The sequence below is a fragment of the Hylemonella sp. GW821-FHT12C09 genome, from assembly GCF_058807395.1.
The window spans coordinates 109,090-133,740 of the sequence record NZ_JBXAQQ010000001.1 but is presented as its reverse complement, the minus strand read 5'-3'; the positions used below and the strand labels follow the sequence as shown (position 1 = coordinate 133,740).

At 65.6% G+C, this 24,651-nt stretch carries 30 protein-coding genes; 17 read left to right on the top strand and 13 right to left on the bottom strand.

What is annotated here, in order from left to right; all coding sequences use genetic code 11:
* Positions 1-2 precede the first annotated feature (2 nt).
* The 3 genes from AC1RRP_RS00685 to AC1RRP_RS00675 all read left to right on the top strand — a co-directional run bounded on the left by AC1RRP_RS00685 (position 3) and on the right by AC1RRP_RS00675 (position 1,846).
* On the top strand, positions 3-707 hold the full coding sequence (locus AC1RRP_RS00685; RefSeq protein WP_493032254.1) for an ABC transporter ATP-binding protein: 705 nt from the start codon (positions 3-5) through the stop codon (positions 705-707).
* A gap of 37 nt (positions 708-744) precedes the next feature.
* Positions 745-1,392, top strand: a complete 648-nt coding sequence (locus tag AC1RRP_RS00680) for a DedA family protein (RefSeq protein ID WP_493032252.1) — start codon at positions 745-747, stop codon at positions 1,390-1,392.
* 127 nt (positions 1,393-1,519) lie between these two features.
* On the top strand, positions 1,520-1,846 hold the full coding sequence (locus AC1RRP_RS00675; protein WP_493032250.1) for a hypothetical protein: 327 nt from the start codon (positions 1,520-1,522) through the stop codon (positions 1,844-1,846).
* On the opposite strand, the gene AC1RRP_RS00670 is transcribed toward AC1RRP_RS00675, so the two are convergent.
* The 3 genes from AC1RRP_RS00670 to tsaE are packed head-to-tail and all read right to left on the bottom strand — an operon-like array spanning position 1,843 to position 4,172.
* Positions 1,843-2,247 carry a SirB2 family protein gene (locus AC1RRP_RS00670; RefSeq protein WP_493032248.1) on the bottom strand — a complete coding sequence of 135 codons (405 nt, stop codon included), beginning with the start codon at positions 2,245-2,247 and terminating at the stop codon, positions 1,843-1,845. The genes AC1RRP_RS00675 and AC1RRP_RS00670 overlap by 4 nt on opposite strands.
* 15 nt (positions 2,248-2,262) lie before the next feature.
* Positions 2,263-3,675 carry an N-acetylmuramoyl-L-alanine amidase gene (locus AC1RRP_RS00665; RefSeq protein WP_493032246.1) on the bottom strand — a complete coding sequence of 471 codons (1,413 nt, stop codon included), beginning with the start codon at positions 3,673-3,675 and terminating at the stop codon, positions 2,263-2,265.
* Positions 3,672-4,172, bottom strand: coding sequence for a tRNA (adenosine(37)-N6)-threonylcarbamoyltransferase complex ATPase subunit type 1 TsaE (tsaE, locus tag AC1RRP_RS00660; protein ID WP_493032244.1), 501 nt, complete (start codon positions 4,170-4,172; stop codon positions 3,672-3,674). Before tsaE ends, AC1RRP_RS00665 begins: the two co-directional genes overlap by 4 nt.
* Before the next feature lie 12 nt (positions 4,173-4,184).
* Here tsaE and queG point away from each other — a divergent pair, with 12 nt between their 5' ends.
* Both queG and AC1RRP_RS00650 read left to right on the top strand, forming a co-directional pair.
* Positions 4,185-5,243 carry a tRNA epoxyqueuosine(34) reductase QueG gene (gene queG / locus AC1RRP_RS00655; RefSeq protein ID WP_493033410.1) on the top strand — a complete coding sequence of 353 codons (1,059 nt, stop codon included), beginning with the start codon at positions 4,185-4,187 and terminating at the stop codon, positions 5,241-5,243.
* 16 nt (positions 5,244-5,259) lie between these two features.
* Positions 5,260-5,862 carry a hypothetical protein gene (locus AC1RRP_RS00650; protein WP_493032242.1) on the top strand — a complete coding sequence of 201 codons (603 nt, stop codon included), beginning with the start codon at positions 5,260-5,262 and terminating at the stop codon, positions 5,860-5,862.
* Here the strand turns inward: AC1RRP_RS00650 and AC1RRP_RS00645 are convergent.
* Positions 5,859-6,764 (bottom strand): AEC family transporter, encoded by a 906-nt coding sequence (locus AC1RRP_RS00645; RefSeq protein WP_493032240.1) that lies wholly within the window; start codon positions 6,762-6,764, stop codon positions 5,859-5,861. The two genes, AC1RRP_RS00650 and AC1RRP_RS00645, sit on opposite strands and share 4 nt — an antisense overlap.
* A gap of 69 nt (positions 6,765-6,833) precedes the next feature.
* Here AC1RRP_RS00645 and AC1RRP_RS00640 point away from each other — a divergent pair, with 69 nt between their 5' ends.
* The 4 genes from AC1RRP_RS00640 to AC1RRP_RS00625 are packed head-to-tail and all read left to right on the top strand — an operon-like array spanning position 6,834 to position 10,030.
* Positions 6,834-7,412 carry a chalcone isomerase family protein gene (locus AC1RRP_RS00640; protein ID WP_493032238.1) on the top strand — a complete coding sequence of 193 codons (579 nt, stop codon included), beginning with the start codon at positions 6,834-6,836 and terminating at the stop codon, positions 7,410-7,412.
* A gap of 37 nt (positions 7,413-7,449) precedes the next feature.
* Positions 7,450-8,412: a tripartite tricarboxylate transporter substrate binding protein BugE gene (locus AC1RRP_RS00635; RefSeq protein WP_493032236.1), complete on the top strand. Its 963-nt coding sequence runs from the start codon at positions 7,450-7,452 to the stop codon at positions 8,410-8,412.
* Positions 8,413-8,419: 7 nt separating this feature from the next.
* Positions 8,420-9,331 carry a site-specific tyrosine recombinase XerD gene (xerD, locus tag AC1RRP_RS00630; protein WP_493032234.1) on the top strand — a complete coding sequence of 304 codons (912 nt, stop codon included), beginning with the start codon at positions 8,420-8,422 and terminating at the stop codon, positions 9,329-9,331.
* Positions 9,332-9,340: 9 nt separating this feature from the next.
* Positions 9,341-10,030, top strand: a complete 690-nt coding sequence (locus tag AC1RRP_RS00625) for a glutathione S-transferase family protein (RefSeq protein WP_493032232.1) — start codon at positions 9,341-9,343, stop codon at positions 10,028-10,030.
* 9 nt (positions 10,031-10,039) lie between these two features.
* Here the strand turns inward: AC1RRP_RS00625 and AC1RRP_RS00620 are convergent, their stop codons facing one another.
* A complete protein-coding gene (locus AC1RRP_RS00620; protein ID WP_493032230.1) occupies positions 10,040-11,299 on the bottom strand; it encodes an EAL and HDOD domain-containing protein in 1,260 nt (419 codons plus the stop codon).
* Between the two features lie 50 nt (positions 11,300-11,349).
* On the opposite strand from AC1RRP_RS00620, the gene AC1RRP_RS00615 reads away from it, so the two are divergent.
* Positions 11,350-12,129: a ferritin-like domain-containing protein gene (locus tag AC1RRP_RS00615; RefSeq protein WP_493032228.1), complete on the top strand. Its 780-nt coding sequence runs from the start codon at positions 11,350-11,352 to the stop codon at positions 12,127-12,129.
* A 395-nt stretch (positions 12,130-12,524) separates the two neighbouring features.
* On the opposite strand, the gene AC1RRP_RS00610 is transcribed toward AC1RRP_RS00615, so the two are convergent.
* Positions 12,525-12,995: a hypothetical protein gene (locus AC1RRP_RS00610; RefSeq protein WP_493032226.1), complete on the bottom strand. Its 471-nt coding sequence runs from the start codon at positions 12,993-12,995 to the stop codon at positions 12,525-12,527.
* A gap of 513 nt (positions 12,996-13,508) precedes the next feature.
* Between AC1RRP_RS00610 and AC1RRP_RS00605 the strand changes: the two genes are divergently transcribed.
* Together AC1RRP_RS00605 and hslO are read left to right on the top strand one after the other, a co-directional pair.
* Positions 13,509-14,033, top strand: a complete 525-nt coding sequence (locus tag AC1RRP_RS00605) for a gamma carbonic anhydrase family protein (protein WP_493032224.1) — start codon at positions 13,509-13,511, stop codon at positions 14,031-14,033.
* A 281-nt stretch (positions 14,034-14,314) separates the two neighbouring features.
* Positions 14,315-15,301 carry an Hsp33 family molecular chaperone HslO gene (gene hslO, locus AC1RRP_RS00600; RefSeq protein WP_493032222.1) on the top strand — a complete coding sequence of 329 codons (987 nt, stop codon included), beginning with the start codon at positions 14,315-14,317 and terminating at the stop codon, positions 15,299-15,301.
* On the opposite strand, the gene AC1RRP_RS00595 is transcribed toward hslO, so the two are convergent.
* From AC1RRP_RS00595 to pyrG, 6 genes are read right to left on the bottom strand one after another with little or no spacing between them, the layout of a single operon-like run.
* The gene (locus tag AC1RRP_RS00595) at positions 15,255-15,668 is read right to left on the bottom strand and encodes a hypothetical protein (RefSeq protein WP_493032220.1); all 414 of its coding nucleotides are present in this window, start codon (positions 15,666-15,668) and stop codon (positions 15,255-15,257) included. The two genes, hslO and AC1RRP_RS00595, sit on opposite strands and share 47 nt — an antisense overlap.
* A 7-nt stretch (positions 15,669-15,675) precedes the next feature.
* The gene (locus tag AC1RRP_RS00590; RefSeq protein ID WP_493032218.1) at positions 15,676-15,951 is read right to left on the bottom strand and encodes a septum formation initiator family protein; all 276 of its coding nucleotides are present in this window, start codon (positions 15,949-15,951) and stop codon (positions 15,676-15,678) included.
* An 8-nt stretch (positions 15,952-15,959) separates the two neighbouring features.
* A complete protein-coding gene (gene eno, locus AC1RRP_RS00585; protein ID WP_493032216.1) occupies positions 15,960-17,243 on the bottom strand; it encodes a phosphopyruvate hydratase in 1,284 nt (427 codons plus the stop codon).
* 36 nt (positions 17,244-17,279) lie between these two features.
* Positions 17,280-17,588 carry a DUF1330 domain-containing protein gene (locus AC1RRP_RS00580; RefSeq protein ID WP_493032214.1) on the bottom strand — a complete coding sequence of 103 codons (309 nt, stop codon included), beginning with the start codon at positions 17,586-17,588 and terminating at the stop codon, positions 17,280-17,282.
* 16 nt (positions 17,589-17,604) lie between these two features.
* On the bottom strand, positions 17,605-18,462 hold the full coding sequence (gene kdsA / locus AC1RRP_RS00575) for a 3-deoxy-8-phosphooctulonate synthase (protein WP_493032212.1): 858 nt from the start codon (positions 18,460-18,462) through the stop codon (positions 17,605-17,607).
* A 16-nt stretch (positions 18,463-18,478) separates the two neighbouring features.
* Positions 18,479-20,149 (bottom strand): CTP synthase, encoded by a 1,671-nt coding sequence (gene pyrG, locus AC1RRP_RS00570; RefSeq protein ID WP_493032210.1) that lies wholly within the window; start codon positions 20,147-20,149, stop codon positions 18,479-18,481.
* Between the two features lie 112 nt (positions 20,150-20,261).
* On the opposite strand from pyrG, the gene coaBC reads away from it, so the two are divergent.
* Together coaBC and dut are read left to right on the top strand one after the other, a co-directional pair.
* A complete protein-coding gene (gene coaBC, locus AC1RRP_RS00565) occupies positions 20,262-21,476 on the top strand; it encodes a bifunctional phosphopantothenoylcysteine decarboxylase/phosphopantothenate--cysteine ligase CoaBC (RefSeq protein ID WP_493032208.1) in 1,215 nt (404 codons plus the stop codon).
* A gap of 18 nt (positions 21,477-21,494) precedes the next feature.
* Positions 21,495-21,944, top strand: a complete 450-nt coding sequence (gene dut, locus AC1RRP_RS00560) for a dUTP diphosphatase (protein WP_493032206.1) — start codon at positions 21,495-21,497, stop codon at positions 21,942-21,944.
* Positions 21,945-22,053: 109 nt separating this feature from the next.
* Here the strand turns inward: dut and AC1RRP_RS00555 are convergent, their stop codons facing one another.
* Positions 22,054-22,548: an FKBP-type peptidyl-prolyl cis-trans isomerase gene (locus tag AC1RRP_RS00555; RefSeq protein ID WP_493032204.1), complete on the bottom strand. Its 495-nt coding sequence runs from the start codon at positions 22,546-22,548 to the stop codon at positions 22,054-22,056.
* A 42-nt stretch (positions 22,549-22,590) separates the two neighbouring features.
* Here AC1RRP_RS00555 and AC1RRP_RS00550 point away from each other — a divergent pair, with 42 nt between their 5' ends.
* From AC1RRP_RS00550 to AC1RRP_RS00540, 3 genes are all read left to right on the top strand, one after another.
* Complete coding sequence (locus tag AC1RRP_RS00550; RefSeq protein ID WP_493032202.1) at positions 22,591-23,724, top strand: JmjC domain-containing protein; 1,134 nt, start codon at positions 22,591-22,593, stop codon at positions 23,722-23,724.
* Entirely contained in the window at positions 23,714-24,220 is a 507-nt protein-coding gene (locus AC1RRP_RS00545; protein ID WP_493032201.1) for a hypothetical protein, read from the top strand. The genes AC1RRP_RS00550 and AC1RRP_RS00545 overlap by 11 nt, the downstream gene beginning before the upstream one ends.
* A 186-nt stretch (positions 24,221-24,406) precedes the next feature.
* Entirely contained in the window at positions 24,407-24,601 is a 195-nt protein-coding gene (locus AC1RRP_RS00540; protein WP_493032199.1) for a hypothetical protein, read from the top strand.
* Positions 24,602-24,651 lie beyond the last annotated feature (50 nt).

The window sequence follows — 24,651 nt, the reverse complement described above, 5'->3', positions numbered from 1 at the left end:
TCATGCTGAAAGTGCAACAACTCAACGCCTGGTACGACCACAGCCATGTGATCCAGGGCCTGGATTTCGAGGTGCGACAGGGCGAGATCGTCACGCTCATGGGGCGCAACGGTGCGGGCAAGACCAGCACCCTGCGCACCATCATGGGCCTGGTGGGCAAGTGCCGCGGCCAGGTGGTGTTCGACGGGCAGGAGCTGCTGGGCCAGCCGCCGCACGTGCGCTTCCACCAAGGCCTGGCCTATGTGCCCGAGGAGCGGCGCATCGTGCCGGGCCTGACCGTGCTGGAGAACCTGCAGCTCGGCCTGCTGGCCAGCCCGCGCCGCGGCGAGATGGGCGCCATGATCGACGAGATCGCCGAGACCTTCCCGCGCCTGAAGGAGCGCCTGCATCAGGAGGGCACCTCGCTCTCCGGTGGCGAGCAGCAGATGCTGGCGATCGCCCGCGCCATGATGGCCAGGCCGCGCATGATCCTGCTGGATGAACCGTCCGAGGGCATCATGCCGCTGCTGGTGCACGAGATGTTCCAGCTCTTCGTGCGCATGAAGCAGGCCGGCACCACCATCCTGCTGGTGGAGCAGAACGTGGAGCGCGCGCTGTCCATCTCCGACCGGGCCTACATCCTGGACCAGGGCCGGATCGTGCACCAGGGGGATGCGCAGGCCCTGCTGGAGAACGCCGAGATCCAGGAGCGATATTGCGCGGTGTGAGCGCAGGGTGCGGGCGGGGCAGGGATAATCCCCTCCCATGGAAATCCTCACCTTTCTGATCGACTTCATCCTGCACGTGGACAAGCACCTGGAGGTGTTCGTGCAGAACTACGGTGCCTGGGTCTATGCGCTGCTGTTCCTGATCGTCTTCGTCGAGACCGGCGTGGTCGTCATGCCTTTCCTGCCGGGTGACTCGCTGCTCTTCGTGGTGGGGGCGCTGGCCGGGGCCGGCCTGCTGAGCTTTCCGCTGGCCGTGGCCGTGCTGCTGGCGGCGGCGGTGCTGGGGGACCAGTGCAACTACTCCATCGGGCGCTATTTCGGCCCCAAGGTGTTCCAGTGGGAGGACTCGCGCTTTTTCAACAAGCGCGCCTTCCAGCGCGCGCACGATTTCTACGAGACCTACGGCGGCATCACCATCATCCTGGCGCGCTTCATGCCCTTCCTGCGCACCTTCGTGCCCTTCGTGGGCGGTGTGGCCGAGATGAGCCGCGTGAAGTTCACGCTCTACAACATCGTGGGCGCCGTGATCTGGGTGCTGGGCATCTGCACGGCGGGTTATTTCCTGGGCAGCTTGCCCTGGGTCAAGCAGAACCTGGACAAGATCATCTGGGCCATGATCCTGATTCCCGGCCTGGTCGTGATCTACGGCAGCTGGAAGGCGCATCGGCAGTCGCGCACAGGCTGAGCAGGTGCCCACAGGTGGATGAATGACCAGCTTGCCGGTTGTGGCCGGCTGTGTGCATGATGGAGCCAGGGATGTGTTCCAGCCGGCTGCCACAAGGCCGGCCCACTGTCAGCAGGAAGGTGCAGACATGCCACGCAAGAAAGCCGAAACAGGCAGCCACGAGACGCCCAGCATGAAGGCGGTGCCCGAGGCTGCGGAAGTCCTGGTGGGGCAGGTGCTCAAGCGCCCCGGCGGCTACTACTGGAGCCTGACCGACGGTGGGCGGGAATTCGGCCCTTACGACAGTTTCGATGAAGCCCAGGCCGACATGGAGGCCGCGGCGGACCTGGAAGCCCCCGAGCCCGGCGAGAGCCTGCAGGAGGCCGAAAGCGAACTCGGCATTGCCGACTGGATCGACCCCGAGACCGGCGAACCCGCCGAGGGGCTGTCACCCCCCCATCTCGATAACGATTAATCCCAACGCGCGAACAGCCCCCACGGCGAGTGGGTCAGCGCCACCGAGACCATGAAGCCGTAGCAGGCCAGCGCGCCGATGTAGCACAGCGCCTTGGCTTCCCGCTGCCGCGCGTACTTGAGCGCGAGCATGCCCAGCACGATGTAGAGCGGCAGCACGGCCAGCTTGACCTGCAACCAGGGCGTGACCAGGGGGTTGAGGCGCAGTTCCCATAACAGGCGCAGGGCCGCGGCGAGCAGGCCGGTGTCGATGATGGCGCTGACCCGCCCCAGCACCGGGTGCAGGGGCCAGCGCTGGCGGGCCAGCACGGCGGCGCCGCGCAGCGCGAACAGCGCGCCGCTGGTGAAGGCCAGGCCCATGTGCAGATGGCGCAGGGCGGGGTAGTGGACGATCCAATCCATGCGTGTGACCCGGTCTCAAACGCTGCGGTTGCGCGCCAGCGGCGGGTTCTTGGCGAAATAGCCTTCGATGCCGCGCATCAGCGCCTGGGCCAGCTGCTCCTGGTAGGCCTCGCTGTTGAGCTTGGCTTCCTCTTCCGGGTTGCTGATGAAGGCCGCCTCCACCAGCACGCTGGGGATGTCGGGCGCTTTCAGCACGGCGAACCCGGCCTGCTCCACACGCGGCTTGTGCAGCTTGCCGACCCGGCCGATCTCGCTGAGCAGGGTGCCGCCCAGGCGCAGGCTGTCCTTGATCTGGGCGCTGGTGCTCATGTCCAGCATGGCGCTCTGGACCTGCGCATCCTTGGCCTTGACGTTGATGCCGCCGATCTGGTCGGCCTTGTTTTCCTTGGCCGCCATCCAGCGCGCCGCGCTGCTCGACGCCCCGCCGTGGCTCAGCGCGAACACGCTGGCGCCCTGCGGGCGCGGTGTGTAGAAGGCGTCGGCATGGATGCTCACGAACAGGTCGGCCTGCACCTGGCGCGCCTTCTGCACGCGCACGTGCAGGGGCACGAAGAAGTCGCCGTCGCGCGTGAGGTAGGCGTAGAGGGTGTGGCCGTTGACGCTGCGCGAATTGATGCGGTCGCGCAGCCGGCGCGCCAGGCGCAGCACCACGTCCTTCTCGCGCGTGCCGCGCGGGCCGATGGCGCCCGGGTCTTCGCCGCCGTGGCCGGGGTCCAGCGCGATGATGATGAGCCGGTCGGTCCCGTTGCCGCGCGCCGGCAGCGCAGGCACGGGCGGCTGGCCAGGCGCAGGCGCCTTGTCGGCGTGGCGTGCGATCAGCTCGCCCAGCGGATCGGCGCCGGGGTGGGCGGCCGAGGCCGCCGCGGACGGTGCGGGCGCGCCTTCCTTGAGCTTGAGGCGCTCGGCGATCAGCGCGGCCAGCGGGTCGGGGGGCTGGGTGGGGTAGAGGTCGAACACCAGGCGGTGCTGGTAGGGTTCGATGGGGTGCAGCGTGAAGACCTGGGGTTTGATGGCCTGCTTGAGGTCGATCACCAGACGCACCACGCCCGGCGCGTATTGGCCCACGCGGATGCCGGCGATGTTGGGGTCTTCGGGCAGGACCTTGGCGACCAGCTCGCGCAGCGCGGGGTTGAGCTCGATGCCCTCGATGTCCACGGCCAGGCGCGGCGGCTGGCCGATGAAGGTCTGCTTGGCCTTGAGCGCGGTGTCCGATTCGAGCGTGACGCGCGAGTAGTCCTCGGCCGGCCAGACCCGCACGGCCACGATGGCCGCACCGCTGGCCAGCTGGGCGCGGCCCAGCAGCAGCACCAGCGTGCCGGCCTGGATCAGATCGCGCCGCTTGAATGTGGCCCCCACGCTTGCCACTTTGTGTGCTGCGCTGCCCCCCAGGGGGGCCTTCGCGCCTTGGGACGGCCCTTCGGCACTCATGCGAGCGCCTCCTTCAGACCTTGCAGCAGCGCGGCCCCGGTGGGCGTACGTGCCGTCAGGATGGCCAGGCGTGATTCGTCCGCCTGCACCTGCAGCTCGATGGCGAGGTCCGCCACCGGCAGCAGGCCGACAGCCTTCTCGGGCCATTCGGCCAGTTTGAGACCGGGGCTGGCAAACAGGTCACGAAAGCCTGCGTCTTCCCATTCGCGCGGGTCGCTGAAACGGTAGAAGTCGAAGTGCCAGATGTTGAGCCCGGGCAGCTCATGCGGCTCGACCACGGCATAGGTGGGGCTCTTGATGCGGCCGGCCACGCCCAGGGCCCGCAGCAGGTGGCGCACCAGGGTGGTCTTGCCCGCGCCCAGCTTGCCGTGCAGTTCGACAAAGGCATTGCGCAAGGACGGCTGCGCCGCCAGCACGGCGGCCAGGGCCTGCGTGGCGGATTCGTCAGGCAGGACGCGGGTTTCTACAATGGCTTCGTGACGTTCAGCAGCAGTCAATTCATTTCCCGGATACGGACCTGGGCCCGTGAACTCGGATTTTCCCAAATCGGCGTGAGCGGTGTCGATTTGTCGTCCGCGGAAGAGGGTTTGCGCGACTGGTTGTCGCGTGGTTTCCACGGTGAGATGGCCTATATGGCCGCACACGGTCTCAAACGCGCCCGCCCGGCCGAGCTGGTGCCCGGCACGGTGAGCGTGATCACCGCACGTCTGGACTACCTCAGCGCGAGTATGCCCGAGGGCTGGCAGGCCATCGAGTTCGAGCGCCTGCAGCGCCCCACGGAGGGCATCGTCTCGCTGTACGCCCGCGGCCGCGACTACCACAAGGTCCTGCGTGCGCGCCTGCAGCAGCTGGCCGATCGCATGGCGGCCGAGGCGGGTCCCTTCGGTTACCGCGTCTTCACCGACTCGGCCCCGGTGCTGGAGGCCGAGCTGGCCACACGCAGCGGCCAGGGCTGGCGCGGCAAGCACACCCTGGTGCTGAACCGCGAGGCCGGCTCCATGTTTTTCCTGGGTGAGATCTATGTGGACCTGGACCTGCCGGCCAGTGAACCCGTCAGCAACCATTGCGGCAGCTGCAGCGCCTGCATCGACATCTGCCCCACCCAGGCCATTCTGGGTCCGGGCAAGCTGGACGCGCGGCGTTGCATCTCCTACCTGACGATCGAACACGCGGGGCCCATCCCGCTGGAGCTCCGCCCGCTGATGGGCAACCGCATCTACGGCTGCGACGACTGCCAGCTGATCTGCCCCTGGAACAAGTACGCGCAGCGCAGCCCCTTGCCGGATTTCGCGCATCGCCCCGGCATGAGCGGCGCCGCGTTGCTGGACCTGCTGGCCTGGAGCGAGGCTGAGTTCTTGCAGCGCACCGAGGGCAGCCCAATCCGGCGCATCGGCCACGAGCGCTGGTTGCGCAACATCGTGGTGGCCCTGGGAAATGCCTTGCGCGTGGCGCATGACCCTGCGATAGTCGGGGCACTGCAGGGGCAGCTGGAGCAGGGCAGTGCGCTGGTGCGGGAGCACGCAGCCTGGGCCCTGGCCCGGCAAGCGGACCCACAGGCCCCCGCGTGAAAGACGGAGCCGGAACATGACCATTCAATACACCTACGTCTCGCCCCACTTGCCGGAAAACAAGATGCGCCTGTACCCGACGAAAGTGATCAACATCATCGGCGGGCCGGGCTGCGAAAAGTCGCTGTTCACTGCCGCCATCATCCTGTACCTGCACCTGCATCACAAGTCGGTGGAACTGATACCGGACTACGCCAAATCGCTGGTGTGGCAGAAGGACTACGAGGGCCTGCGCAACCAGTACAGGATCGCGCAGCAGCAGTACCACATGCTGGAGCTGCTCGACGGCCAGGTGCAGTTCCTGGTAGGCGAATGCTCGCTGCCGCAGATCCTCTACTACAACGAGTTCTACCCCGACAACATCTGCGACACGGGCAAGACGCGCAAACAGATCCTGGACTGGTACAAGCAGCACAACAACGTCAACATCTTGGTCGAGCGCGGCGAGCGCAAGTACATCCACACCGGCCGCTTCCAGGACGAGGAGCAGGCCAAGGAAGTCGACCGCGGCATGCGCGCCCTCTTGCGCCGCGAGGGCATCGCCTGCACGGCGCTCAAGCCCGACCTGGAGGCCATCCACGCCTTCATGGCCGAACTGCTCAAGCAGTGCAGGCCCTAGCGCAGCAGACCCAGCGCGAACGACAGGCTGACCACGCCCAGCAGCGTGGACAGCGTAACCAGTCCGGCCACGTAGGCACCGTCGTAGCCCATGCGTGCGGCCAGCACGTAGCAGCTGGACGCCGTGGGCAGGGCCGAGAAGGCCAGCAGGATGGTGGTCTGCACCGGCGTCAGGCCGAAAACCCTGGACAGGCCCAGGGCGATCAGCGGCAGCAGCAGGTGCTTGATGGCCAGCACGGCCACCGCGAGCACCTTGCCCTGGCCCAGGCTGGAAAAGCGCAGGCCGGCGCCAGCCGCCATCAGGCCCAGGGCCAGCGAAGCAGCGCCGATGCGGCTGAGCGTGGGATCGGCCCAGGCCGGGACCCTGAAACCCAGCACGTTGGCGATCAGCCCCGAGACCGTGGCGATGATCAGCGGGTTGCGCAGCAGTTCGCGCCCCACGCTGCGCTGCGCATGGCGGGCCATGGGCCAGACCGCGCCCACATTGAAGAGCGGCACGCAAAAGCCGATCAGCACGGCCAGCAGCAGCAGGCCTTCGGGGCCGGCCAGGCGGTCGGCCAGGGCCAGGCCGATGAAGGAGTTGAAGCGGAAAGCCACCTGGGCGCTGGCCGCATGCAGGCGCGCATCGACATGGCGACCGACGAAGGGCAGGTGGGGCAGGGCGTAGGACAGGGCGATGCCGCTGACGCCCATGGCCAGGCCGGCGCCGATCAGGCTGGAGGCGGCCGATAGGTCCAGCGGGCTCTTCACGATGCTGTGGAACAGCAGCACCGGGAAGAGAAAGTAATAGACCAGGATCTCGACCTGGTCCCAGACCGGCCGGTTCAGCGCGGTGTAGCGGCAGACCAGGTAACCGCACAGGATCAGGGAGAAATCGGGGAAAAGCAGCTGGGCGTAGTTCACATGGCGAGAATACCAGTCCCGATGGCGCCGGCCTGTCAGCCGGATCCACGCCTGCGGCGTTTTCAGGTCATGAACAAGCTGTTTTCTCTTCCCCTGCTGGCCCTGGCCGCCGTCCTGGCCGGTGCCCCTGCCCAGGCGGCCACCCTTGAAGGCCAGCGCTTCGACGACACGGCCCGCCTGGGCAGCCGCGACCTGCAACTCAATGGCCTGGGCGTGCGCGCCATCTACATCTTCAAGGCCTTCGTGGCCGGGCTCTACCTGACCGAGAAGGTCGTGGCTGGTCCCGAGGCGCTGCGCCAGAGCGGCCCCAAGCGCCTGCAACTGCGCATGTTGATGGAGGTCGGCTCCGACCACGTCAAGCAGGCGCTGGTCGACGGCATGCGCAAGAACGTCACGGACGCCGAGTGGGCGGCCATGCAGGAGCGCGTGCAGCGCTTCTCGCGCACGATCGACACCATCGGTGTGGCCCGCGAAGGCGACACCATCACCCTGGACTACCTGCCCGAACAGGGCCTGCTGCTGGCCGTCAACGATGTGCCGCGCGGCACGGCCATCGGCGGCGCCGATTTCTACCAGGCACTGCTGGAGATTTTCGTCGGTCCCGACCCCGTGGATACCCGACTTAAAAACGGCCTGCTGGGGCAATAGAATCGGTCATCCCTCACTGATTCAGGAGTCCTACACCATGCAGCGACGCGCTCTCTTCGCCCTCAGCCTGCTGGCTGCCGCCAGTACCGCCTTTGCCCAGGGTTATCCCACCAAGCCAATCAAGCTGCAGGTGCCCTTTGCGCCCGGCGGCACCACCGACATCATCGCGCGTGTCATCGCCGATCCGCTGGGCAAGGTCCTGGGCCAGCCGGTGGTGGTGGAGAACAAGGCCGGCGGCGGCGGCGTGGTCGGTGCCAACGAGACGGCCAAGGCCGCGCCGGACGGTTACTCGCTGGCCATGGCCACCGTGTCCACCACGGCGGCCAACCCGGCCATCAACTCCAAGATCCCCTACAACGCCCTGACGGACTTCACCGCCATCATCAACATTGCGGCCACGCCCAATGTGATTGCCGTGCACCCGAGCTTCCCGGCCAAGGACCACAAGAGCTTTCTGGCCGAGCTGAAGAAGTCGCCGGGCAAGCACTCCTACGCCACGTCGGGCACGGGCGGCATCGGCCACCTGCAGACCGAGCTCTACAAGAGCCAGACCAACACCTTCATCACGCACATCCCCTACCGGGGTGCGGGCCCGGCCCTGAACGACACGGTGGCCGGCCAGGTGCCGATCATCTTCGACAACCTGCCTTCGGCATTGCCCTTCATCCAGGCCGGCCGCCTCGTGCCCATCGTCGTCGCTGCCCCGCAGCGCCTGGCCGTGCTGCCCAATGTGCCCACCTTCAAGGAAGTGGGGCTGGAGCCGGTGAACCGCATGGCCTATTACGGCATCCTCGGCCCCAAGGGGCTGCCCAAGGAGGTGGTGGACAAGGTCAATGCGGCCGTGCGCCAGGTGCTGCAGGATCCGGCCGTGCGCAAGCGCATCGAGGACACCGGCTCCCTGGTCGTGGGCAACACGCCTGCGCAATTCGCCGAGCAGATGAAGGCCGAATACCTGGTCTACAAGAAGGTGGTCGACACCGCCGGCCTCAAGCTCGATTGAGCCCCTTGTGGCACAGGGCCTGGGAGACGACGCGTCCATCGACGCCTTTGTCGATGCCCTGTGGCTGGAGGAAGGCCTGTCACGCAACACGCTGACGGCCTACCGCCGCGATCTCACGCTCTACGCCCGCTGGCTTGCCGTCCGCGGGCGTACGCTTTTGGAGACCACGGAACACGATATCAACGGGTATTTTTCCGAGCGGCACGCGGCCACGCGGGCCACCACGGCCAACCGCCGCCTGACGGTCTTCAAGCGCTACTTCCGCTGGGCCCTGCGCGAGCGCCGTATCACGACCGACCCGACCCTGCGCCTGCAGGCGGCCAGACAGCCCTTGCGCGTGCCCAAGACCCTGAGCGAAGCCCAGGTGGAGGCCCTGCTGGCCGCGCCCGGCGAGGACACGCCGCTGGCCGTGCGTGACCGCACCATGCTCGAGCTGATGTACGCCAGCGGCCTGCGCGTGAGCGAGCTGGTGGGGCTGAAGACCTACAACGTCAGCCTGTCCGAGCACGTGCTGCGGGTTTTCGGCAAGGGCAACAAGGAGCGCCTGGTGCCTTTCGGCGAGGTGGCTTCGGGCTGGCTGCAGCGTTACCTGCAGGAGGCGCGCCCGGCCCTGCTGGCGCAGAAGCAGACCGACGACCTCTTTGTCACCCTGCGCGGCACACGGGCCGGCGAGGCCATGTCGCGCGTGATGTTCTGGATGATCGTGAAAAAGCATGCGCTGGCCGCCGGCGTCACCGCGCCGCTCTCGCCGCACACCCTGCGCCACGCCTTTGCCACCCATCTGCTCAACCACGGCGCCGACCTGCGCGCCGTGCAGATGCTGCTGGGCCATGCCGACATCTCGACGACCACCATCTACACCCATGTGGCGCGCGAGCGCCTCAAGTCGCTGCATGCACAACATCACCCGCGCGGATAAGATGGGGCGATGATCACCGTCCACCACCTCGAAACCTCGCGCTCGCAGCGCGTCCTCTGGCTGCTGGAAGAGCTGGGCCTGCCCTACGAACTCAAGGTCTACGCGCGCGACCCGCTCACCCGCCTGGCCCCGCCCGAGCTCAAGAAGATCCATCCCCTGGGCAAATCGCCCGTCATCACCGACGGCGAAGAGGTCGTCCCCGAATCCGGCGCCATCATCGAATACCTGGCCGAACGCTACGGCGCCCAGGCCAGCGGTGAACTGGCACAGCTGCTCCCGAAGCCGGGCACGCCCGCGTACCGCCAGTGCCGCTTCTGGATGCACTACGCCGAGGGCTCGCTGATGAACTGGCTGGTGATGAAACTGGTTTTCATGAGCATCCCGCGCCAGCGCATGCCCTTTTTCGTGAAGCCCATCGCGCGCCAGCTCTGCGCCAAGGTCATCGCGCGGTTGATCGAGCCCAATGTCGTGGGAGCGCTGGTTTTCATGGAAGACCATCTTGCCCGCAGCCCCTGGTTTGCCGGCGAGGCGCTGAGCATCGCGGACTTCCAGATGAGCTTCGCCGTCGAGGCCGCGCTCACGCGCGGCACGGACACCACGCCTTATCCGCACGTGTGGGCCTGGCGTGAGCGCATGAACGCGCGCCCGGCCTACCAGCGCGCACTGCAGCGCGGCGGCCCGGTGATCGCGAACTTGTAGGTCCAGGCCTCAGGCCTGGGCGGGGTCGAGGTTCTCAGCCCAGCTCAGGGCCTGCAGATGGGCCCAGTTGACCTGGTGGTTGGAGAGGTGCAACTGTGTGGCGGCGCGGGCAAAGGCGGCCTCGTCAGCCAGTTCGCAGGCCAGGGTCAGCTCCAGGAAGGGCGCGAACATGCCCTTGCGGTACAGCAGCGCGTCGGTCACGTGGGACGAGAGCGAGATCGACTCCAGCGCCTGCGCCATCGGCATGCCCAGCATGGTGTCCAGCAGCGAGAACACGCCGACCACGAAGGCGTCATCGGCCTCTTCGGGTGGCAGCAGCTCGGCGGCCAGCAGTTCCATCAGCCGGCCGCGCACCACCGCCATCTGGCCCACGGCCGGCGCGGTGCCGCCCACGCGCGAGGTGGTCATGAGCAGGGCGGCCCAGCGGAACAGCTTCTGCATGCCCAGGATCATCACCGCGTGGCGGAAAGAGGTGATCTCGCAGCTCAGGCCGAAACCGGCCGAGTTGATGAAACGCAAGAGGTTGAAGGAGAGGGTGGGGTCGCGCTTGAGCAGCGCCTCGATCTCGCCCACCTCGGCCTGGCGGCGCACCAGGTTGATCAGCTGGATGATGTTGGCCTGCGCCGGGCGCAGGGTCTGGCCCTTGACCAGCACCGGCGTCGCAAACCAGTAACCCTGGAAGAGCTTGATGCCGTGCTGGGCCGCAAGTTCGTGCTGCGCGGCGGTCTCCACCTTCTCGGCGATGAGCTTGGCCGTGCTGTGCTTCTGCGCAAACTTCACCAGCGGCTCGATCAGCTCGGACTTGAGCTGCGACATGTCGAGCTTGATGTAGCTGGCCAGCGGCAGCCAGGCGGCATAAGGGCGCGTGAGCATGGTCTGGCTGAAGGCCAGGCGGAAGCCCTTGCGTTTCACCTCCATCAGCATGGGCAGGCGGGCCTCGATCTCGGCCGGGCTGTTCCCTTCCAGCGGCGGGATCTCCAGCACCACACGCTCGGGGTGGATCAACTCCAGGTGCCGACCCGCCAGGCTCTCGTGCGTGCAGTTGATGAACATGGTCTTGCGACCCATGAGGGCCTGGTGCTCGGCATGCGAGAGCACATTGAACAGCAGCTCGGCGTCGCTGGCGGCGGTGTGCGCGTCGGCGCCCAGCGATCGGTCGTAGAGCTCGTAGCCGATGACGTTGCGCGCCTCGTCCAGGATGCCCTGGCGGGCTATGGCGGTCTGGTCGCCGGTGACCGGCTGATCGGGGGCTGCAGTGGGGGTGGACATGGCGGCTCTCGGGATGATCCATGTGATTCTAGGGGGATAATTTCGTCACCATGGAACTGCGTGCACGCTGCCTCGAACTGCTGGCCCTGGCCGACCCTGTGGCCAAGGCGCAGGCGGTCTCGGCCCTGGACCGCAGCGGTACGGTCGACTGCCCCCGGGTGTTTGCCGAGCCGCCCGGTGTACCCGGCCGCAGCGAGCGCCCGCCTTTGTTGCCTCACACCCAGATCAAGCTCGGCTCGCTCGCCACCCCGCGTGGTCATGCGGCCCTGGTGCACAGCATCGTGCACATCGAACGCAACGCCATCGACCTGGCCCTGGACATCTGCTGGCGCTTCGCCGGCCTGCCCGAGGCCTTCTACCGCGACTGGCTGCAGGTGGCCTTTGAAGAGGCCTACCACTTCACTTTATTGCGTGAGCACTTGCTGACGCTGGGCTTCGACTACGGCGACTTCCCGGCCCACGACGGCCTGTGGTCCATGGCCGAGCGTACGCGCGGTGACCTGCTGGCCCGCGTGGCCCTGGTGCCGCGCACGCTGGAAGCTCGCGGCCTCGATGCCTCACCAGCGGTGAAGACCAAACTCGTTTCCATCGGCGATCACCGTGCCGGGGAGATTCTGGACATCATCTTGCGGGATGAGATCGGGCATGTGGCCACCGGCAATCGGTGGTATGCGTGGGCTTGTGCGCAGCGGTCTCTTGATCCGCTTGCGACTTATGCCGAGTTGACGGTGAAGTATCAGGCGCCTAAGCTCAAGAGGCCGTTTAATCTGGATGCTCGTCGCGCTGCTGGCTTTTCGGATGCTGAGTTGTCTGCCTTGCAGGCGGATTGATTCGTCTTTGTTGTGTGTGCCCTCGCAGGCGTGGCAAGCCGGGTCTCGCCCCGGCGGGCGAGTCACCTTTCTTTGCTTCGCCAAAGCAAGGTAACCGAAAGAAAGGCGAGCCGGATTCGTCGACCCTGCGCTGCGCTACGGGCACGCTGCGTTGCTCGGGACCGGCGGGAAGCGCAGAAACTCGCTGCGCTCAAACATCTACGCTTCTTGATCCGCCGCTCCCTGCGCTACTCGCCTCCTCATTACGGCGGGGGAGACCAAACAGCCAACAGCCGAACCGGTACGCGCAAGGCGCGCACTGGTCCGGCTGTAGCGTGACTTGAAGCTTGTTGGCTGAGAGTGACTCTGCGTCTCAGCAGCGCAGAACGTAGTTGACGCTGAGCTAACGCGCTGACTTACCAGAATTTCCACCATTCCTTCGAAGACTTGTGCTTGCTGCCGCCATTGGTTGAAGTTGACAATCGAGCTTCTGCATCTGTTTTATCGTCGATAGAAATCGCAGCATTCTCATTACGCAAGAATCGGCCGAGCCCGTTATCTATTTCTAAATATCGACGAGCATCTTCATAAGTGCTGAAGCTCTCATACTCGTGTATTACGCCGCGATCTTGGTGATATACCGTCCACCAAGATTCCCCTCTTTGTAGAAAGTACACACCATCTTGCGTGCTCGGCGACGTTCTGATCCACCCGTCCTCGCGCAATGGCTTGGTAAGCAGCCAATCCAGATATTCTTTCTGAGTTAAGGTAATCAGTTCCCCAATCCTACTAATATCTCCGCCCAAATAAACGCGAACTATGTCGGGTACCTTGCGTTCTTCTAACAGCTCATATTGTTCTTCACGGGAAAATGGCGGTGTCTTCATCACAGGAATTTTTTAAAGTGATGTGGATCTCGAAGGTGCGAAATGAAATGACAGGGCTCCATTTTGAGCCATTTCCTTTTTGCATCCAAGGGGCTGTTTTATATCAACAGTCAGCTTGTCGGTTTAGTTGGCGACGTAATCAGCAGAGTATGAAAGCGCGCAAGGACGCGCCATAGCGCGTCCTTGTGGTCTTCGGCTGTCGGTGCCCTACGCCGTAATGAGGAGGCGAGTAGCGCAGGGCCGGGCGGATCAAGGGGCGCGCATGTTTGAGCGCAGCGAGTTTGCGCGCACCCCGCTCAGACCGAGCAACGCAGCGTGCCCGTAGCGCAGCGGAGGGTCGACGAATCCGGCTCGCCTTTCTTTCGGTTACCTTGCTTTGGCGAAGCAAAGAAAGGTGACTCGCCCGCCGGGGCGAGACCCGGCAAGGCTACGAACACAAACCCTTTGCCAGCGCGAGAAGGAACCTCTCTTTACAATCCCCCGATCGCCCAAAAACAAAGACGGAACAAGAACATGGCACTCTACGAACTCGACGGCCAATCCCCCAAACTGGGCAAGAACGCCTACGTCGCCGACAGCGCCCAGGTCATCGGCAAGGTGACCCTGGAAGACAACGTCAGCGTCTGGTTCGGTACCGTCATCCGCGGTGACAGCGAACACATCCACATCGGCCGCAACTCCAACATCCAGGACGCCAGCGTGCTGCATGCCGACGAAGGCGTGCCGCTGGTCCTGGGCGAGAACGTGTCGGTGGGCCACCAGGTCATGCTGCACGGCTGCACCGTGGGCGACGGTTCGCTGATCGGCATCGGGGCCGTGGTGCTGAACCACGCGAAGATCGGCAAGAACTGCCTGGTCGGTGCCGGCTCGCTGGTGACCGAGGGCAAGGAGTTTCCCGATGGCTCCATGATCCTGGGCAGCCCGGCCAAGGCCGTCAAGCAGCTTTCTCCCGAGCAGATCGCCGGCCTGCAGCGTATTGCCCAGCACTACGTCGACAACGCCGAGCGCTTCCGCAAGGGCTTGAAGAAAATCGGCTGAGCCTCATCTAGGGCCTGCTCACACTCATTTCTCAAGATGCGTTGCGGATCAAAAAAGTCATGCGGTAGGCGCGTGGACGCTGCCGGAGTCATCTCCGGCAAGTCCGCGCAACACCCCGCATGGCTTTTTTGGCCGCAACCCGTAGGGAACGGGGTTAAAACCGCGCCACTCGTTGTTGCACTCCTAGCCCAGGCGGCCAGCCTGGGCGTCGTCGCGCGCCTAGATTGGCGCGGTTTTCACCACGTTCGCACTTGAGAAATGAGTGTGAACAGGCCCTATACATGTCTGAACTCCACAAATTCCTCTTCGAAGGCCTGCCGGTGCGCGGCATGGTCGTACGCCTGACCGATGCCTGGACCGAGATCCTGAAACGCCGCGCTCAGAGCAGCACCGGAGCCTATGCGCCGCCGGTGCAGGCCCTGCTGGGCGAGATGGTGGCGGCCGGGACGCTGATGCAGTCCAACATCAAATTCGACGGCGCGCTGGTCCTGCAGGTGTTTGGCGACGGGCCGGTCAAGCTGGCCGTGACCGAGGTGCAGTCTGACCTGAGCCTGCGTGCCACGGCCACCGTGCCGGGCCCGGTGCCCGATGACGCCGGTCTGCGCGCCATGCTCAATGTGAATGGCCAGGGCCGCTTCGCAGTCACGCTCGACCCCAAGGACCGCCAGCCCGGCCAGCAGCCCTACCAGGGTGTGGTGCCGCTCTCCGGTTCCGATGGCAAATCCGTCCACAACCTGGCCGAAGCCCTGCAGCTCTACATGCGCCAGAGTGAGCAGCTCGACACGGTGTTGGTGCTGGCCGCCGACGACAAGGTGGCTGCCGGCCTGCTGATCCAGCGCCTGCCCATCGAGGGCATGGGCAACCTGGCCGGCCAGCAGCCGGCCGAGGCCGAACTGTACGAAGCGGAGATGTACGAACACTACAACCGCATCGCGACGCTGGCCTCCAGCCTCAAGCGCGAGGAGCTGCTGACGCTGGACGTGGAGACCATCCTGCGCCGCCTGTTCTGGGAGGAGAAGCTGCAACGTTTCATGCCGCATGCCGGTGAGACGGCGCCGCGATTTGCCTGCACCTGCAGCCGCGAGCGCGTGGGCCGCATGATCCAGGGGCTGGGCGAGGTCGAGGCGCGCGAGATCCTGGCCGAGCGCGGCGTGATCATGGTGGACTGCGAGTTCTGCGGTGCCAACTACCGCTTCGACACCATCGACACCACCCAGCTGTTCACGACGGCGGGCGACCAGCCGCCTTCGAGCGCAGCAATCCAGTAAAGAGACGGAGTTCGCACTCGGGATCGGCGCAGCGCTCGCAGGGGCCGGTCCAGCGCGGGGGAGGGCCATCCTGCGGGTCGATGAGGCGTAGCGCGGCGCGCGCCCGCTGCGCTCCTTCGCCGTACACCACGCCGTAGCCCACGCCGGCATCGGCCAATTGCGCACGCAGCCGGGCATCCGCTTCGTATTGATCGGGCGAGGTCGGTGGCAGGTCCAGGCCCATCAGCAGGACCCGGTCGAAGGCGCCGGGTTGCAGCGATACAGGGGAGGGGGCGTCGCTGACCTGCAACTCAGGCAGGTGCTGGGCCAGGGCCTGGGCCAGGCGGGTTTTGCCGGTCGTGGGCGCACCGACGACGGCAATTTTCATCACGGCCTTATTTGGTGATCTGGACGTAGATCTCGTTGGGCTTGACCATGCCCAGTTCCAGCCGCGCCTTCTCTTCCACCATCTCCAGGCCCTCGCGGAGGTCCTGCACGTCGGCCAACAGCCGGTCGTTGACCAGCTGGGCCTGGGTGTTCTTCTGCTTCTGCGCTTCGAGCTCGCCCGCCATGCGGTTCACATTGGGCACGCTGCCCCGGCCAAACCACAGCTGCGCGTGCAGGACCACGAGCAGGGTGATCAGGATGGCCGGGACGAAGCGTGCGCCCATGCAGCGGATTACCGGAGGTTGTAGAAGGCGCTACGGCCGGGGTAGACGGCGATCTCGCCCAGGTCTTCCTCGATGCGCAGCAACTGGTTGTACTTGGCCATGCGGTCCGAGCGGCTGATCGAGCCGGTCTTGATCTGGCCCGCGTTGGTACCCACCGCGATGTCGGCAATCGTGCTGTCCTCGGTCTCGCCCGAGCGGTGGCTGATGACGGCGGTGTAGCCGGCGCGCTTGGCCATCTCGATGGCGGCGAAGGTCTCGCTCAGGGTACCGATCTGGTTGATCTTGATCAGGATGGAGTTGGCGATGCCCTTGTCGATGCCTTCCTTCAGGATCTTGGTGTTGGTGACGAAGAGGTCGTCGCCGACGATCTGCACCTTCTTGCCCAGGCGATCGGTCAGGATCTTCCAGCCGTCCCAGTCGCCTTCGGCCATGCCGTCCTCGATGCTGATGATGGGGTACTTGTCGCACCAGGTGGACAGCATGTCGGTCCACTCGGTGGCGGACAGCACCAGGCCTTCGCCTTCGAGGTGGTACTTGCCGTCCTTGTAGAACTCGCTGGCGGCGCAGTCCAGGCCCAGGGCGATCTGCTCGCCGGCGGTGTAGCCGGCCTTGTCGATGGCTTCCAGAATCAGCTGGATGGCGGCCTCGTGGCTGGCTACGCTGGGGGCGAAACCGCCCTCGTCACCCACGGAGGTGGGCATGCCCTTGTCGTGCAGGATCTTCTTGAGCGCGTGGAAGACCTCGGCGCCGTAGCGCAGGGCTTCGCGGAAATTGGGGGCGCCCACCGGCAGGATCATGAATTCCTGCAGGTCGAGGTTGTTGTTGGCGTGGGCGCCACCGTTGATGACGTTCATCATGGGCACGGGCATCTGCACAGCGCTCATGCCACCGAAATAGCGGTACAGGGGCAGGCCGGCTTCTTCGGCCGCAGCGCGGGCCACGGCCATGGAGACGGCCAGCATGGCGTTGGCGCCCAGGCGGCTCTTGTTCTCGGTGCCGTCCAGGTCGATCAGGGTCTTGTCCAGGAAAGCCTGCTCGGAGGCATCCAGGCCCAGCACGGCCTCGGAGATCTCGGTATTGATGTGCTCGACGGCTTTCAGCACGCCTTTGCCCAGGTACCGGCTCTTGTCGCCGTCGCGCAGCTCGATGGCTTCGCGCGAGCCGGTGGAAGCGCCCGAGGGCACGGCGGCGCGGCCCATGGTGCCCGACTCCAGCAGGACGTCGCATTCGACGGTGGGGTTGCCTCGGCTGTCCAGGACTTCGCGGCCGACGATATCAACAATAGCGCTCATGCTTACCTTTCGATTTGGATTTCTTGAGAGTGGTGTTCAAACGATGGGGGCGGCCACGCCCTCCACCAGGATCATGTTGAAGAACTGCGTGGCACCGGCGCGCTTGGCTCGGGCCTGGGTGTACATCTCGCCGTCGTAGAAGGCCCGGGCCTGCTCGAAGCTCGGAAAACGCAGCATGGCCACGCGGGCCGGCTGCCAGTTGCCTTCCATCACCTCAAAGCGGCCGCCGCGCACCAGGTACTCGCCGCCCGCCGCCTTCACCGCCGCAGGGGCCTCGGCCATGTATTGCTTGTACTGCTCCATGTCGGAGATCTGCATGTCGACGATGATGTAGGCGGGTGTCATGGCGGTCTGGAGCGGGTCAGGTGTTGAAACTGTTTTCGAGGAAAGCGCTGCGCTTGGCCACGTCGTCCAGCGCCACCAGCGTTTCCAGCAGCGCCTTCATGTGCCTGAGCGGCACGGCGTTGGGGCCGTCGGACCAGGCCTGGTCGGGCTTGGGGTGGGTTTCCATGAAGAAGCCCGCGACGCCCACGGCCGCACCGGCACGGGCCAGCACGGGCACCATCTCGCGGGCGCCGCCGCTGGTGGTGCCCTGGCCGCCGGGTTTTTGCACGGAGTGGGTCACGTCGAACACCACGGGTGCGCCGGACTTGCGCATTTCGGCCAGGCTGGTCATGTCGGCCACGAGGTTGTTGTAGCCAAAGCTCACACCGCGCTCGCAGGCCAGAAAGCGATCCGGGTCCAGGCCCGCTTCAACGGCGGCCCCACGGGCCTTGTCGATCACGTTCTTCATGTCCCAGGGCGCGAGAAACTGGCCCTTCTTGATGTTCACCGGCTTGCCCGACCTGGCCACGGCGTGGATGAAGTCGGTCTGACGGCACAGGAAAGCCGGCGTCTGCAGCACGTCGACCACGCTGGCGACCTCGGCCACCTGCGACTCGTCGTGCACGTCGGTGAGGACGGGCAGGCCGGTCTGGCGGCGCACCTCGTCCAGGATCTTCAGGCCAGCCTCCATGCCCACGCCGCGCTTGGTTGTGCCCGAAGAACGGTTGGCCTTGTCGAACGAACCCTTGTAGATCAGGGGGATGCCCAGGGACGTGCAGGCTTCCTTGAGCTGGCCGGCCACGTCGACGGACATCTGCAGTCCTTCGATGGAGCAGGTGCCGGCGATCAGGAAAAAGCGCTGGTCGAGGCCGACGTCGAAGCCGCAGAGTTTCATGGTCTTTGCTCCGGCCTCAGGCCACGACCTTCAGGTTCTTCTTGCCGGCACCCTGGTGCTCCAGCGCCGCCTTGACGAAGGCGTTGAACAGGGGGTGGCCGTCCCAGGGGGTGGACTTGAACTCGGGGTGGAACTGCACGCCGACGAACCAGGGGTGGACGGCCTGCGGCAGCTCGACGATTTCGGTGAGCTGCTCGCGCTGTGTCAGGGCCGAGATCACCAGGCCGGACTTGCGCAGGGTGTCCAGGTAGTTGACGTTGGCCTCGTAACGGTGGCGATGCCGCTCGGTGACCACGTCACCATAGATCTTGTTGGCCAGCGTGCCCTTGGCGACGTCGGAGCTTTGCGCGCCCAGGCGCATGGTGCCGCCCAGGTCGGAGTTGGCGTCGCGGGTCTTGATGCTGCCGTCGGCGTCCTTCCACTCGGTGATCAGCGCGATCACGGGGTGCTGGCAGTGCGGCTCGAACTCGGTGCTGTTGGCGTCCTTGAGGCCGGCCACGTGGCGCGCGAACTCGATGGTGGCGACCTGCATGCCCAGGCAGATGCCCAGGTAGGGCACTTTCTGCTCGCGGGCGTAACGGGCGGTGCTGATCTTGCCCTCGATGCCGCGCTTGCCGAAACCGCCAGGCACCAGGATGGCGTCGTACTTGGCCAGGCGCTGGAGGGTCTCGTCGGTGATGGTTTCCGAATCGACGTGCTCGATCTTCACGCGCACGTGGTTTTTCATGCCGGCGTGGCGCAGGGCCTCGTTGACGGACTTGTAGCTGTCCGACAGCTCCACGTACTTGCCGACCATGGCAATGGTGACCTCACCCTGCGGATGCTCGGTCTCGTAGACCAGCGAATCCCAGCGCTTGAGGTTGGCCGGCGGGGTGTTCAGGCGCAGCTTGTCGCAGATCAGGCCGTCCAGGCCCTGCTCGTGCAGCACGCGTGGCACCTTGTAGATGGTGTCCACGTCGGGCATGGAGATCACGCCCCACTCCGGCACGTTGGTGAACAGCGAGATCTTGTCGCGCTCGTCGTCGGGAATCGGGCGGTCGGCGCGGCACAGCAGCGCGTCGGGCTGGATACCGATTTCGCGCAGCTTCTGCACGGTGTGCTGGGTGGGCTTGGTCTTGAGCTCGCCGGCAGCGGCGATCCAGGGCACATAGGTCAGGTGCACGAAGGCCGCATTGTTGGGCCCCAGGCGCAGGCTGAGCTGACGCACGGCTTCGAGGAAAGGCAGGGACTCGATGTCGCCCACGGTGCCGCCGATTTCGACGATGGCCACGTCCACCGCTTCGGGCGTGTCGTAACCGGCGCCGCGCTTGATGTATTCCTGGATTTCGTTGGTGACGTGCGGGATGACCTGCACGGTCTTGCCCAGGTAGTCGCCGCGGCGCTCTTTCTCGAGCACGCTCTTGTAGATCTGGCCGGTGGTGAAGTTGTTGGTCTTCTTCATGCGCGTTTCGACGAAACGCTCATAGTGGCCCAGGTCCAGGTCGGTCTCCGCGCCGTCATCGGTCACGAACACCTCGCCGTGCTGGAAGGGCGACATCGTTCCCGGATCGACGTTCAGATAGGGATCGAGCTTGATGAGGGTGACTTTGAGGCCCCGCGATTCCAGGATCGCGGCCAAGGACGCTGAGGCGATTCCCTTGCCCAGGGAGGACACCACACCGCCGGTGACGAAGACGAATTTGGTCATGTCAGGTTCGGACGCGGGTCCGAGGAGGTGGTAAAGCGAGATTATAGGCGTCGGGGCGTGACAGCCCTGCCACGGGACGGAAACTTCCTGCCAAACTGTTACATTGCGGGCCATGAACGACTTGGCTGGAAAACACATCGTCCTGGGCTTGACCGGTGGCATCGCCTGCTACAAGGCGGCCGAACTCTGCCGCGCCCTGGTCAAGGAGGGGGCCACGGTGCAGGTGGTGATGACCGAGGCCGCCGGCCAGTTCATCACGCCGGTGACGATGCAGGCCCTGTCGAACCGGCCGGTCTACCACTCGCAGTGGGACCCGCGCGAGGCCAACAACATGGCGCACATCAACCTCAGCCGCGAGGCCGACGCCATCCTGATCGCGCCGGCCAGTGCCGATTTCATGGCCAAGCTGCTGCACGGGCGCGCCGACGACCTGCTCAGCCTGATGTGCCTGGCGCGTCCGATCGACCAGGTGCCGCTGCTGATTGCTCCCGCCATGAACCGCGAGATGTGGGCCAACCCGGCCACGCAGCGCAATGTGGCCCAGCTGCAGGCGGACGGCGCCCATGTGTTCGCGGTGGGCAGCGGTGACCAGGCCTGCGGCGAGACGGGCGACGGCCGCATGCTGGAGCCGCAGGAACTGCTGGAGGAGGTGATCACCTTCTTCGCGCGCAAGAGTCTGCGCGGCCAGCGTGTGCTGGTGACCGCCGGCCCGACCTACGAGGCCATCGACCCGGTGCGTGGCATCACCAACCGCTCCAGCGGCAAGATGGGTTTTGCCATCGCACGTGCGGCGCATGAAGCCGGTGCCGAGGTGGTCTTGGTCGCCGGCCTCGTGCACCTGTCCACGCCGCGCGGCGTGCGCCGTATCGACGTGCGCTCGGCGCAGGACATGCAGCAGGCGGTGGACGTCGAAGTAAGGAATGCTACTGTTTTTGTAGCTACAGCCGCTGTGGCTGACTGGCGCCCGACGAATGCTGCCGACCAGAAGATCAAGAAGGACGGTTCCGGCCAGCCGCCGGCGCTGTCATTCGTAGAGAACCCCGACATCCTGGCCGGCGTGGCGCAGGGCCCGCGTGCAAGAAGCGGTGCGCTGTATTGCGTCGGCTTTGCGGCCGAGAGCCACGACCTGCTGGCCAACGCCCAGGCCAAGCTTGCGCGCAAGGGCGTGCCCCTGCTGGTGGGCAATATCGGCCCGGCCACCTTCGGCCAGGACGACAACGCCCTGCTGCTGGTCGATGCCCAGGGCGCCACCGAGCTGCCGCGCGCCGACAAGCTGGTGTTGGCACGCCAGTTGGTGGCCGAGATCGCCCGTAGGCTGAAACACTGAATTTCCGAAACCCCGAAGATGAACATCGACGTCAAGATTCTCGATCCGCGCATGGCGGATCAGCTCCCCGCCTATGCAACCCCCGGCAGCGCCGGCCTGGACCTGCGCGCCTGCCTGCTGGAGCCCCTGACCTTGCTGCCCAATGCCTGGCAGCTGATCCCCACGGGCATCGCCATCCACCTGGCCGATCCGGGCTACGCCGCGCTGATCCTGCCGCGCTCAGGCCTGGGCCACAAACACGGCATCGTGCTGGGCAATCTGGTGGGCCTGATCGACAGCGACTACCAGGGCCAGCTCATGGTCAGTGCCTGGAACCGCAGCCCCACGGCCTTCACCATCGAGCCCATGGAGCGCGTTGCTCAACTGGTGGTGGTGCCCGTGGTGCAGGCACAGTTCAATGTGGTGAGCGAGTTCGCCGCCGCGACTGAGCGCGGTGCCGGGGGTTACGGCTCTACCGGAAAAGCTTGAGTGGCGTGACCCCAGGCGGGGAACCCCGCGGAACCGGCTTCGCCGGGCCGCTGGGGTTGCCCCCTTGAGGGGGGAGACGGCTACACGAAGTGAGCCGTAACAGGGGTGCTTACTGGACTCGGAAGAAGCCGGTACCGGCCGAGCCGCGGCCGATTTCCTCTTCGGTCGCTTCGCGCACGCCTTCGACCTTGAGCGTCAGGCGCAGGGCGATGCCGGCCAGCGGGTGGTTGCCGTCCAGCACCACATGTTCGGGGTAGATCTCGGTGACCGTGTAGAGCACGTCCTTGGGGGCTTCCGGGTTGCAGCCAGCCGGCAAGGCCGAGCCTTCGATCGTCATGCCCTCTTCGAGTTCAGCCGGAAACAGGGCGCGCGGCTCCAGGAAAACCAGGTCTTCCTTGTAATCGCCGAAGGCCTCCTCGGGTTCCAGTTGCAGGGCCACGGTGGCGCCCATACGGTGGCCTTGCAGGGCATCTTCGATTTTCTTGAACAGGTCCTGCCCGCCGATCAGGAACTCCACCGGCTCATCGAGCACGTCGAGTTCTTCATTCAAGGTGTCCTTGAGCGTCCAGGTCAGGGCGACCACGCATTGCTGATTGATGTCCATAGGGCAGAATTGTCGCAGTTAAACAGGAACACTGAAATCGTCATGGATGTCAAAAAGCCGCTGCCCCTGCTGGGTGGCCTGAGTCCGGAAGCCTTCATGAAGCGCTACTGGCACAAGAAGCCGCTGTTGGTGCGCCAGGCCATACCCGGCTTTGCGCCGCTGCTGGCGCGCGGCGAGCTGTTCGAGCTGGCCGGGCGCGAGGAGGTGGAGTCGCGCCTGGTCGCGCTGGAGCGCCGCCGCGGCAAGGAACACTGGACCTTGCAGCGCGGGCCGTTTGCGCGCCGCGCGCTGCCGGCGCTGAAGACGCCGGAATGGACCCTGCTGGTGCAGGGCGTGGACCTGCATAACGATGCCATCCACGACCTGATGAACCGCTTCCGTTTCATTCCCGACGCCCGGCTGGACGATCTGATGATCAGCTACGCCAGCGACGGCGGCGGCGTGGGCCCGCATTTCGACAACTACGACGTCTTCCTGCTGCAGGCCCACGGCCGGCGCCGCTGGCGCATCGGTCGCCAGCATGATCTGAGCCTCAAGCCCAACATGCCGGTCAAGATCCTGGCGAATTTCGAGCCCGAGCAGGAGTTCGTGCTGGAGCCGGGTGACATGCTGTACCTGCCGCCGCACTATGCGCACGATGGGGTCGCCGTGGGGGGGGACTGCATGACCTATTCCATCGGCTTTCGCTCGCCCAAGGCGGGTGAGCTGGCGCAGGAACTGCTGCAGCGCCTGGCCGAGGATGCGGCCGAGGTCGTGGGAGACGATTTCTATCGCGATCCGGGGCAGGCTGCCGTGGCTACGCCGGCAGCCTTGCCGGCCGAAATCGGGCGGTTCGCCCGCCGGGCCCTGCAGCAGGCGCTCAAGGACCCGCTGGCCTTGATGCGTGCCCTGGGCGAGACCTTGAGCGAGCCCAAGGCACATGTCTGGTTCGAGGCCGGCGCCACGCCCGGTGGGCGCTGGGGCGTGACCCTGGACCGGCGCACGCGCATGCTTTACGACGAGCAGCATGTGTTCATCAATGGCGAGAGCTACCGCGCTGCCGGTCGCGATGCCTTGCTGATGCGCCGGCTGGCCGACCAGCGTTGCCTGAGCGCAGCCGAAGTGGCGCGTGCCAGCAAGGCGGCGCGCGAACTGTTGCAGGCTTGGTGCGAGGATGGCTGGGCCCATGCCTGCTGAGGAGAATCTTCCCCATCCGCTGCCACAGGGACGGCTGCAGGGGCGCAGTGTTTTTGTGCAGGCAGTGCGCGATGCGCTGAAGGCGGCCGCGCACGAGGGTTGGAACGAGTTGATCCTGTGCGACGCCAATTACGCGGACTGGCCGCTGGGCGAGCGCGCCGTGGTCGAGTCGCTGCAGGCCTGGTCACGCGGCGGGCGCAGGCTGCACATGCTGGCCATCGACTACTCGGGTGTGACGCGCCAGCATGCGCGTTTCGTGAAATGGCGCCAGACCTGGGACCACATCATCGAGTGTCGTGTCTGCCGCAGCCGTGATGCCCTGGCTTTTCCGAGCGCCTTGTGGACCCCAGCCTGGGTGATGCAGCGCATCGACCCCGAGCGTGACGTGCTGGTGTGTGACAGCGCGGCGTCCAGGCGTGTGGAGTTGCGGCAGGTGCTGGATGAATGGCGGCGTGACAGCGCGCCGGGTTTCCCGGCCTCGGTGCTGGGGCTCTAGGCTTCTAAGGTACTTCCTAGGGCACCCCTTAAGGGTAAGCCCTGTTTTTTTCGCAATATGGCATGAAATCCGCCATATAATTTTCCGCTAAGCAAGCTTTGTGTAAGCAGGCCTGCTTGGTCAGTGCGGCAAACCGTGCTGGCAATTTCCGGAAATTGTCATCAACTTTTAACTAGATAACTCAACATGAACAAGACCCTCGTTCTGGCCGCCGTGATCGCCGCCGCTGCCCTGGCCGCTTGTGGCAAGAAGGAAGAAGCTGCTGCTCCCGCTGCTGCTGCTCCCGCTCCCGCCGCTGCTCCCGCTCCGGCTGCCGACGCTTCGGCGCCCGCTGCTGCTCCGGCCGCCGCTCCCGCTGCTGCCGAGCCGGCCAAGAAGTAATTCTTGTCCCGCCAGTAAAAAAGCCACCTCGCGGTGGCTTTTTTTACGCC

What these genes read in the sequence shown, in the direction of transcription:
- AC1RRP_RS00685 (WP_493032254.1), top strand. Translation starts at nt 3, where the DNA reads ATGCTGAAAGTGCAACAACTCAACGCCTGGTACGACCACAGCCATGTG.
- AC1RRP_RS00680 (WP_493032252.1), top strand. Translation starts at nt 745, where the DNA reads ATGGAAATCCTCACCTTTCTGATCGACTTCATCCTGCACGTGGACAAG.
- AC1RRP_RS00675 (WP_493032250.1), top strand. Translation starts at nt 1,520, where the DNA reads ATGCCACGCAAGAAAGCCGAAACAGGCAGCCACGAGACGCCCAGCATG.
- AC1RRP_RS00670 (WP_493032248.1), bottom strand. Translation starts at nt 2,247, where the DNA reads ATGGATTGGATCGTCCACTACCCCGCCCTGCGCCATCTGCACATGGGC.
- AC1RRP_RS00665 (WP_493032246.1), bottom strand. Translation starts at nt 3,675, where the DNA reads ATGAGTGCCGAAGGGCCGTCCCAAGGCGCGAAGGCCCCCCTGGGGGGC.
- AC1RRP_RS00650 (WP_493032242.1), top strand. Translation starts at nt 5,260, where the DNA reads ATGACCATTCAATACACCTACGTCTCGCCCCACTTGCCGGAAAACAAG.
- AC1RRP_RS00640 (WP_493032238.1), top strand. Translation starts at nt 6,834, where the DNA reads ATGAACAAGCTGTTTTCTCTTCCCCTGCTGGCCCTGGCCGCCGTCCTG.
- AC1RRP_RS00635 (WP_493032236.1), top strand. Translation starts at nt 7,450, where the DNA reads ATGCAGCGACGCGCTCTCTTCGCCCTCAGCCTGCTGGCTGCCGCCAGT.
- AC1RRP_RS00625 (WP_493032232.1), top strand. Translation starts at nt 9,341, where the DNA reads ATGATCACCGTCCACCACCTCGAAACCTCGCGCTCGCAGCGCGTCCTC.
- AC1RRP_RS00620 (WP_493032230.1), bottom strand. Translation starts at nt 11,299, where the DNA reads ATGTCCACCCCCACTGCAGCCCCCGATCAGCCGGTCACCGGCGACCAG.
- AC1RRP_RS00615 (WP_493032228.1), top strand. Translation starts at nt 11,350, where the DNA reads ATGGAACTGCGTGCACGCTGCCTCGAACTGCTGGCCCTGGCCGACCCT.
- AC1RRP_RS00610 (WP_493032226.1), bottom strand. Translation starts at nt 12,995, where the DNA reads ATGAAGACACCGCCATTTTCCCGTGAAGAACAATATGAGCTGTTAGAA.
- AC1RRP_RS00605 (WP_493032224.1), top strand. Translation starts at nt 13,509, where the DNA reads ATGGCACTCTACGAACTCGACGGCCAATCCCCCAAACTGGGCAAGAAC.
- hslO (WP_493032222.1), top strand. Translation starts at nt 14,315, where the DNA reads ATGTCTGAACTCCACAAATTCCTCTTCGAAGGCCTGCCGGTGCGCGGC.
- AC1RRP_RS00595 (WP_493032220.1), bottom strand. Translation starts at nt 15,668, where the DNA reads ATGAAAATTGCCGTCGTCGGTGCGCCCACGACCGGCAAAACCCGCCTG.
- AC1RRP_RS00590 (WP_493032218.1), bottom strand. Translation starts at nt 15,951, where the DNA reads ATGGGCGCACGCTTCGTCCCGGCCATCCTGATCACCCTGCTCGTGGTC.
- eno (WP_493032216.1), bottom strand. Translation starts at nt 17,243, where the DNA reads ATGAGCGCTATTGTTGATATCGTCGGCCGCGAAGTCCTGGACAGCCGA.
- AC1RRP_RS00580 (WP_493032214.1), bottom strand. Translation starts at nt 17,588, where the DNA reads ATGACACCCGCCTACATCATCGTCGACATGCAGATCTCCGACATGGAG.
- kdsA (WP_493032212.1), bottom strand. Translation starts at nt 18,462, where the DNA reads ATGAAACTCTGCGGCTTCGACGTCGGCCTCGACCAGCGCTTTTTCCTG.
- pyrG (WP_493032210.1), bottom strand. Translation starts at nt 20,149, where the DNA reads ATGACCAAATTCGTCTTCGTCACCGGCGGTGTGGTGTCCTCCCTGGGC.
- coaBC (WP_493032208.1), top strand. Translation starts at nt 20,262, where the DNA reads ATGAACGACTTGGCTGGAAAACACATCGTCCTGGGCTTGACCGGTGGC.
- dut (WP_493032206.1), top strand. Translation starts at nt 21,495, where the DNA reads ATGAACATCGACGTCAAGATTCTCGATCCGCGCATGGCGGATCAGCTC.
- AC1RRP_RS00555 (WP_493032204.1), bottom strand. Translation starts at nt 22,548, where the DNA reads ATGGACATCAATCAGCAATGCGTGGTCGCCCTGACCTGGACGCTCAAG.
- AC1RRP_RS00550 (WP_493032202.1), top strand. Translation starts at nt 22,591, where the DNA reads ATGGATGTCAAAAAGCCGCTGCCCCTGCTGGGTGGCCTGAGTCCGGAA.
- AC1RRP_RS00545 (WP_493032201.1), top strand. Translation starts at nt 23,714, where the DNA reads ATGCCTGCTGAGGAGAATCTTCCCCATCCGCTGCCACAGGGACGGCTG.
- AC1RRP_RS00540 (WP_493032199.1), top strand. Translation starts at nt 24,407, where the DNA reads ATGAACAAGACCCTCGTTCTGGCCGCCGTGATCGCCGCCGCTGCCCTG.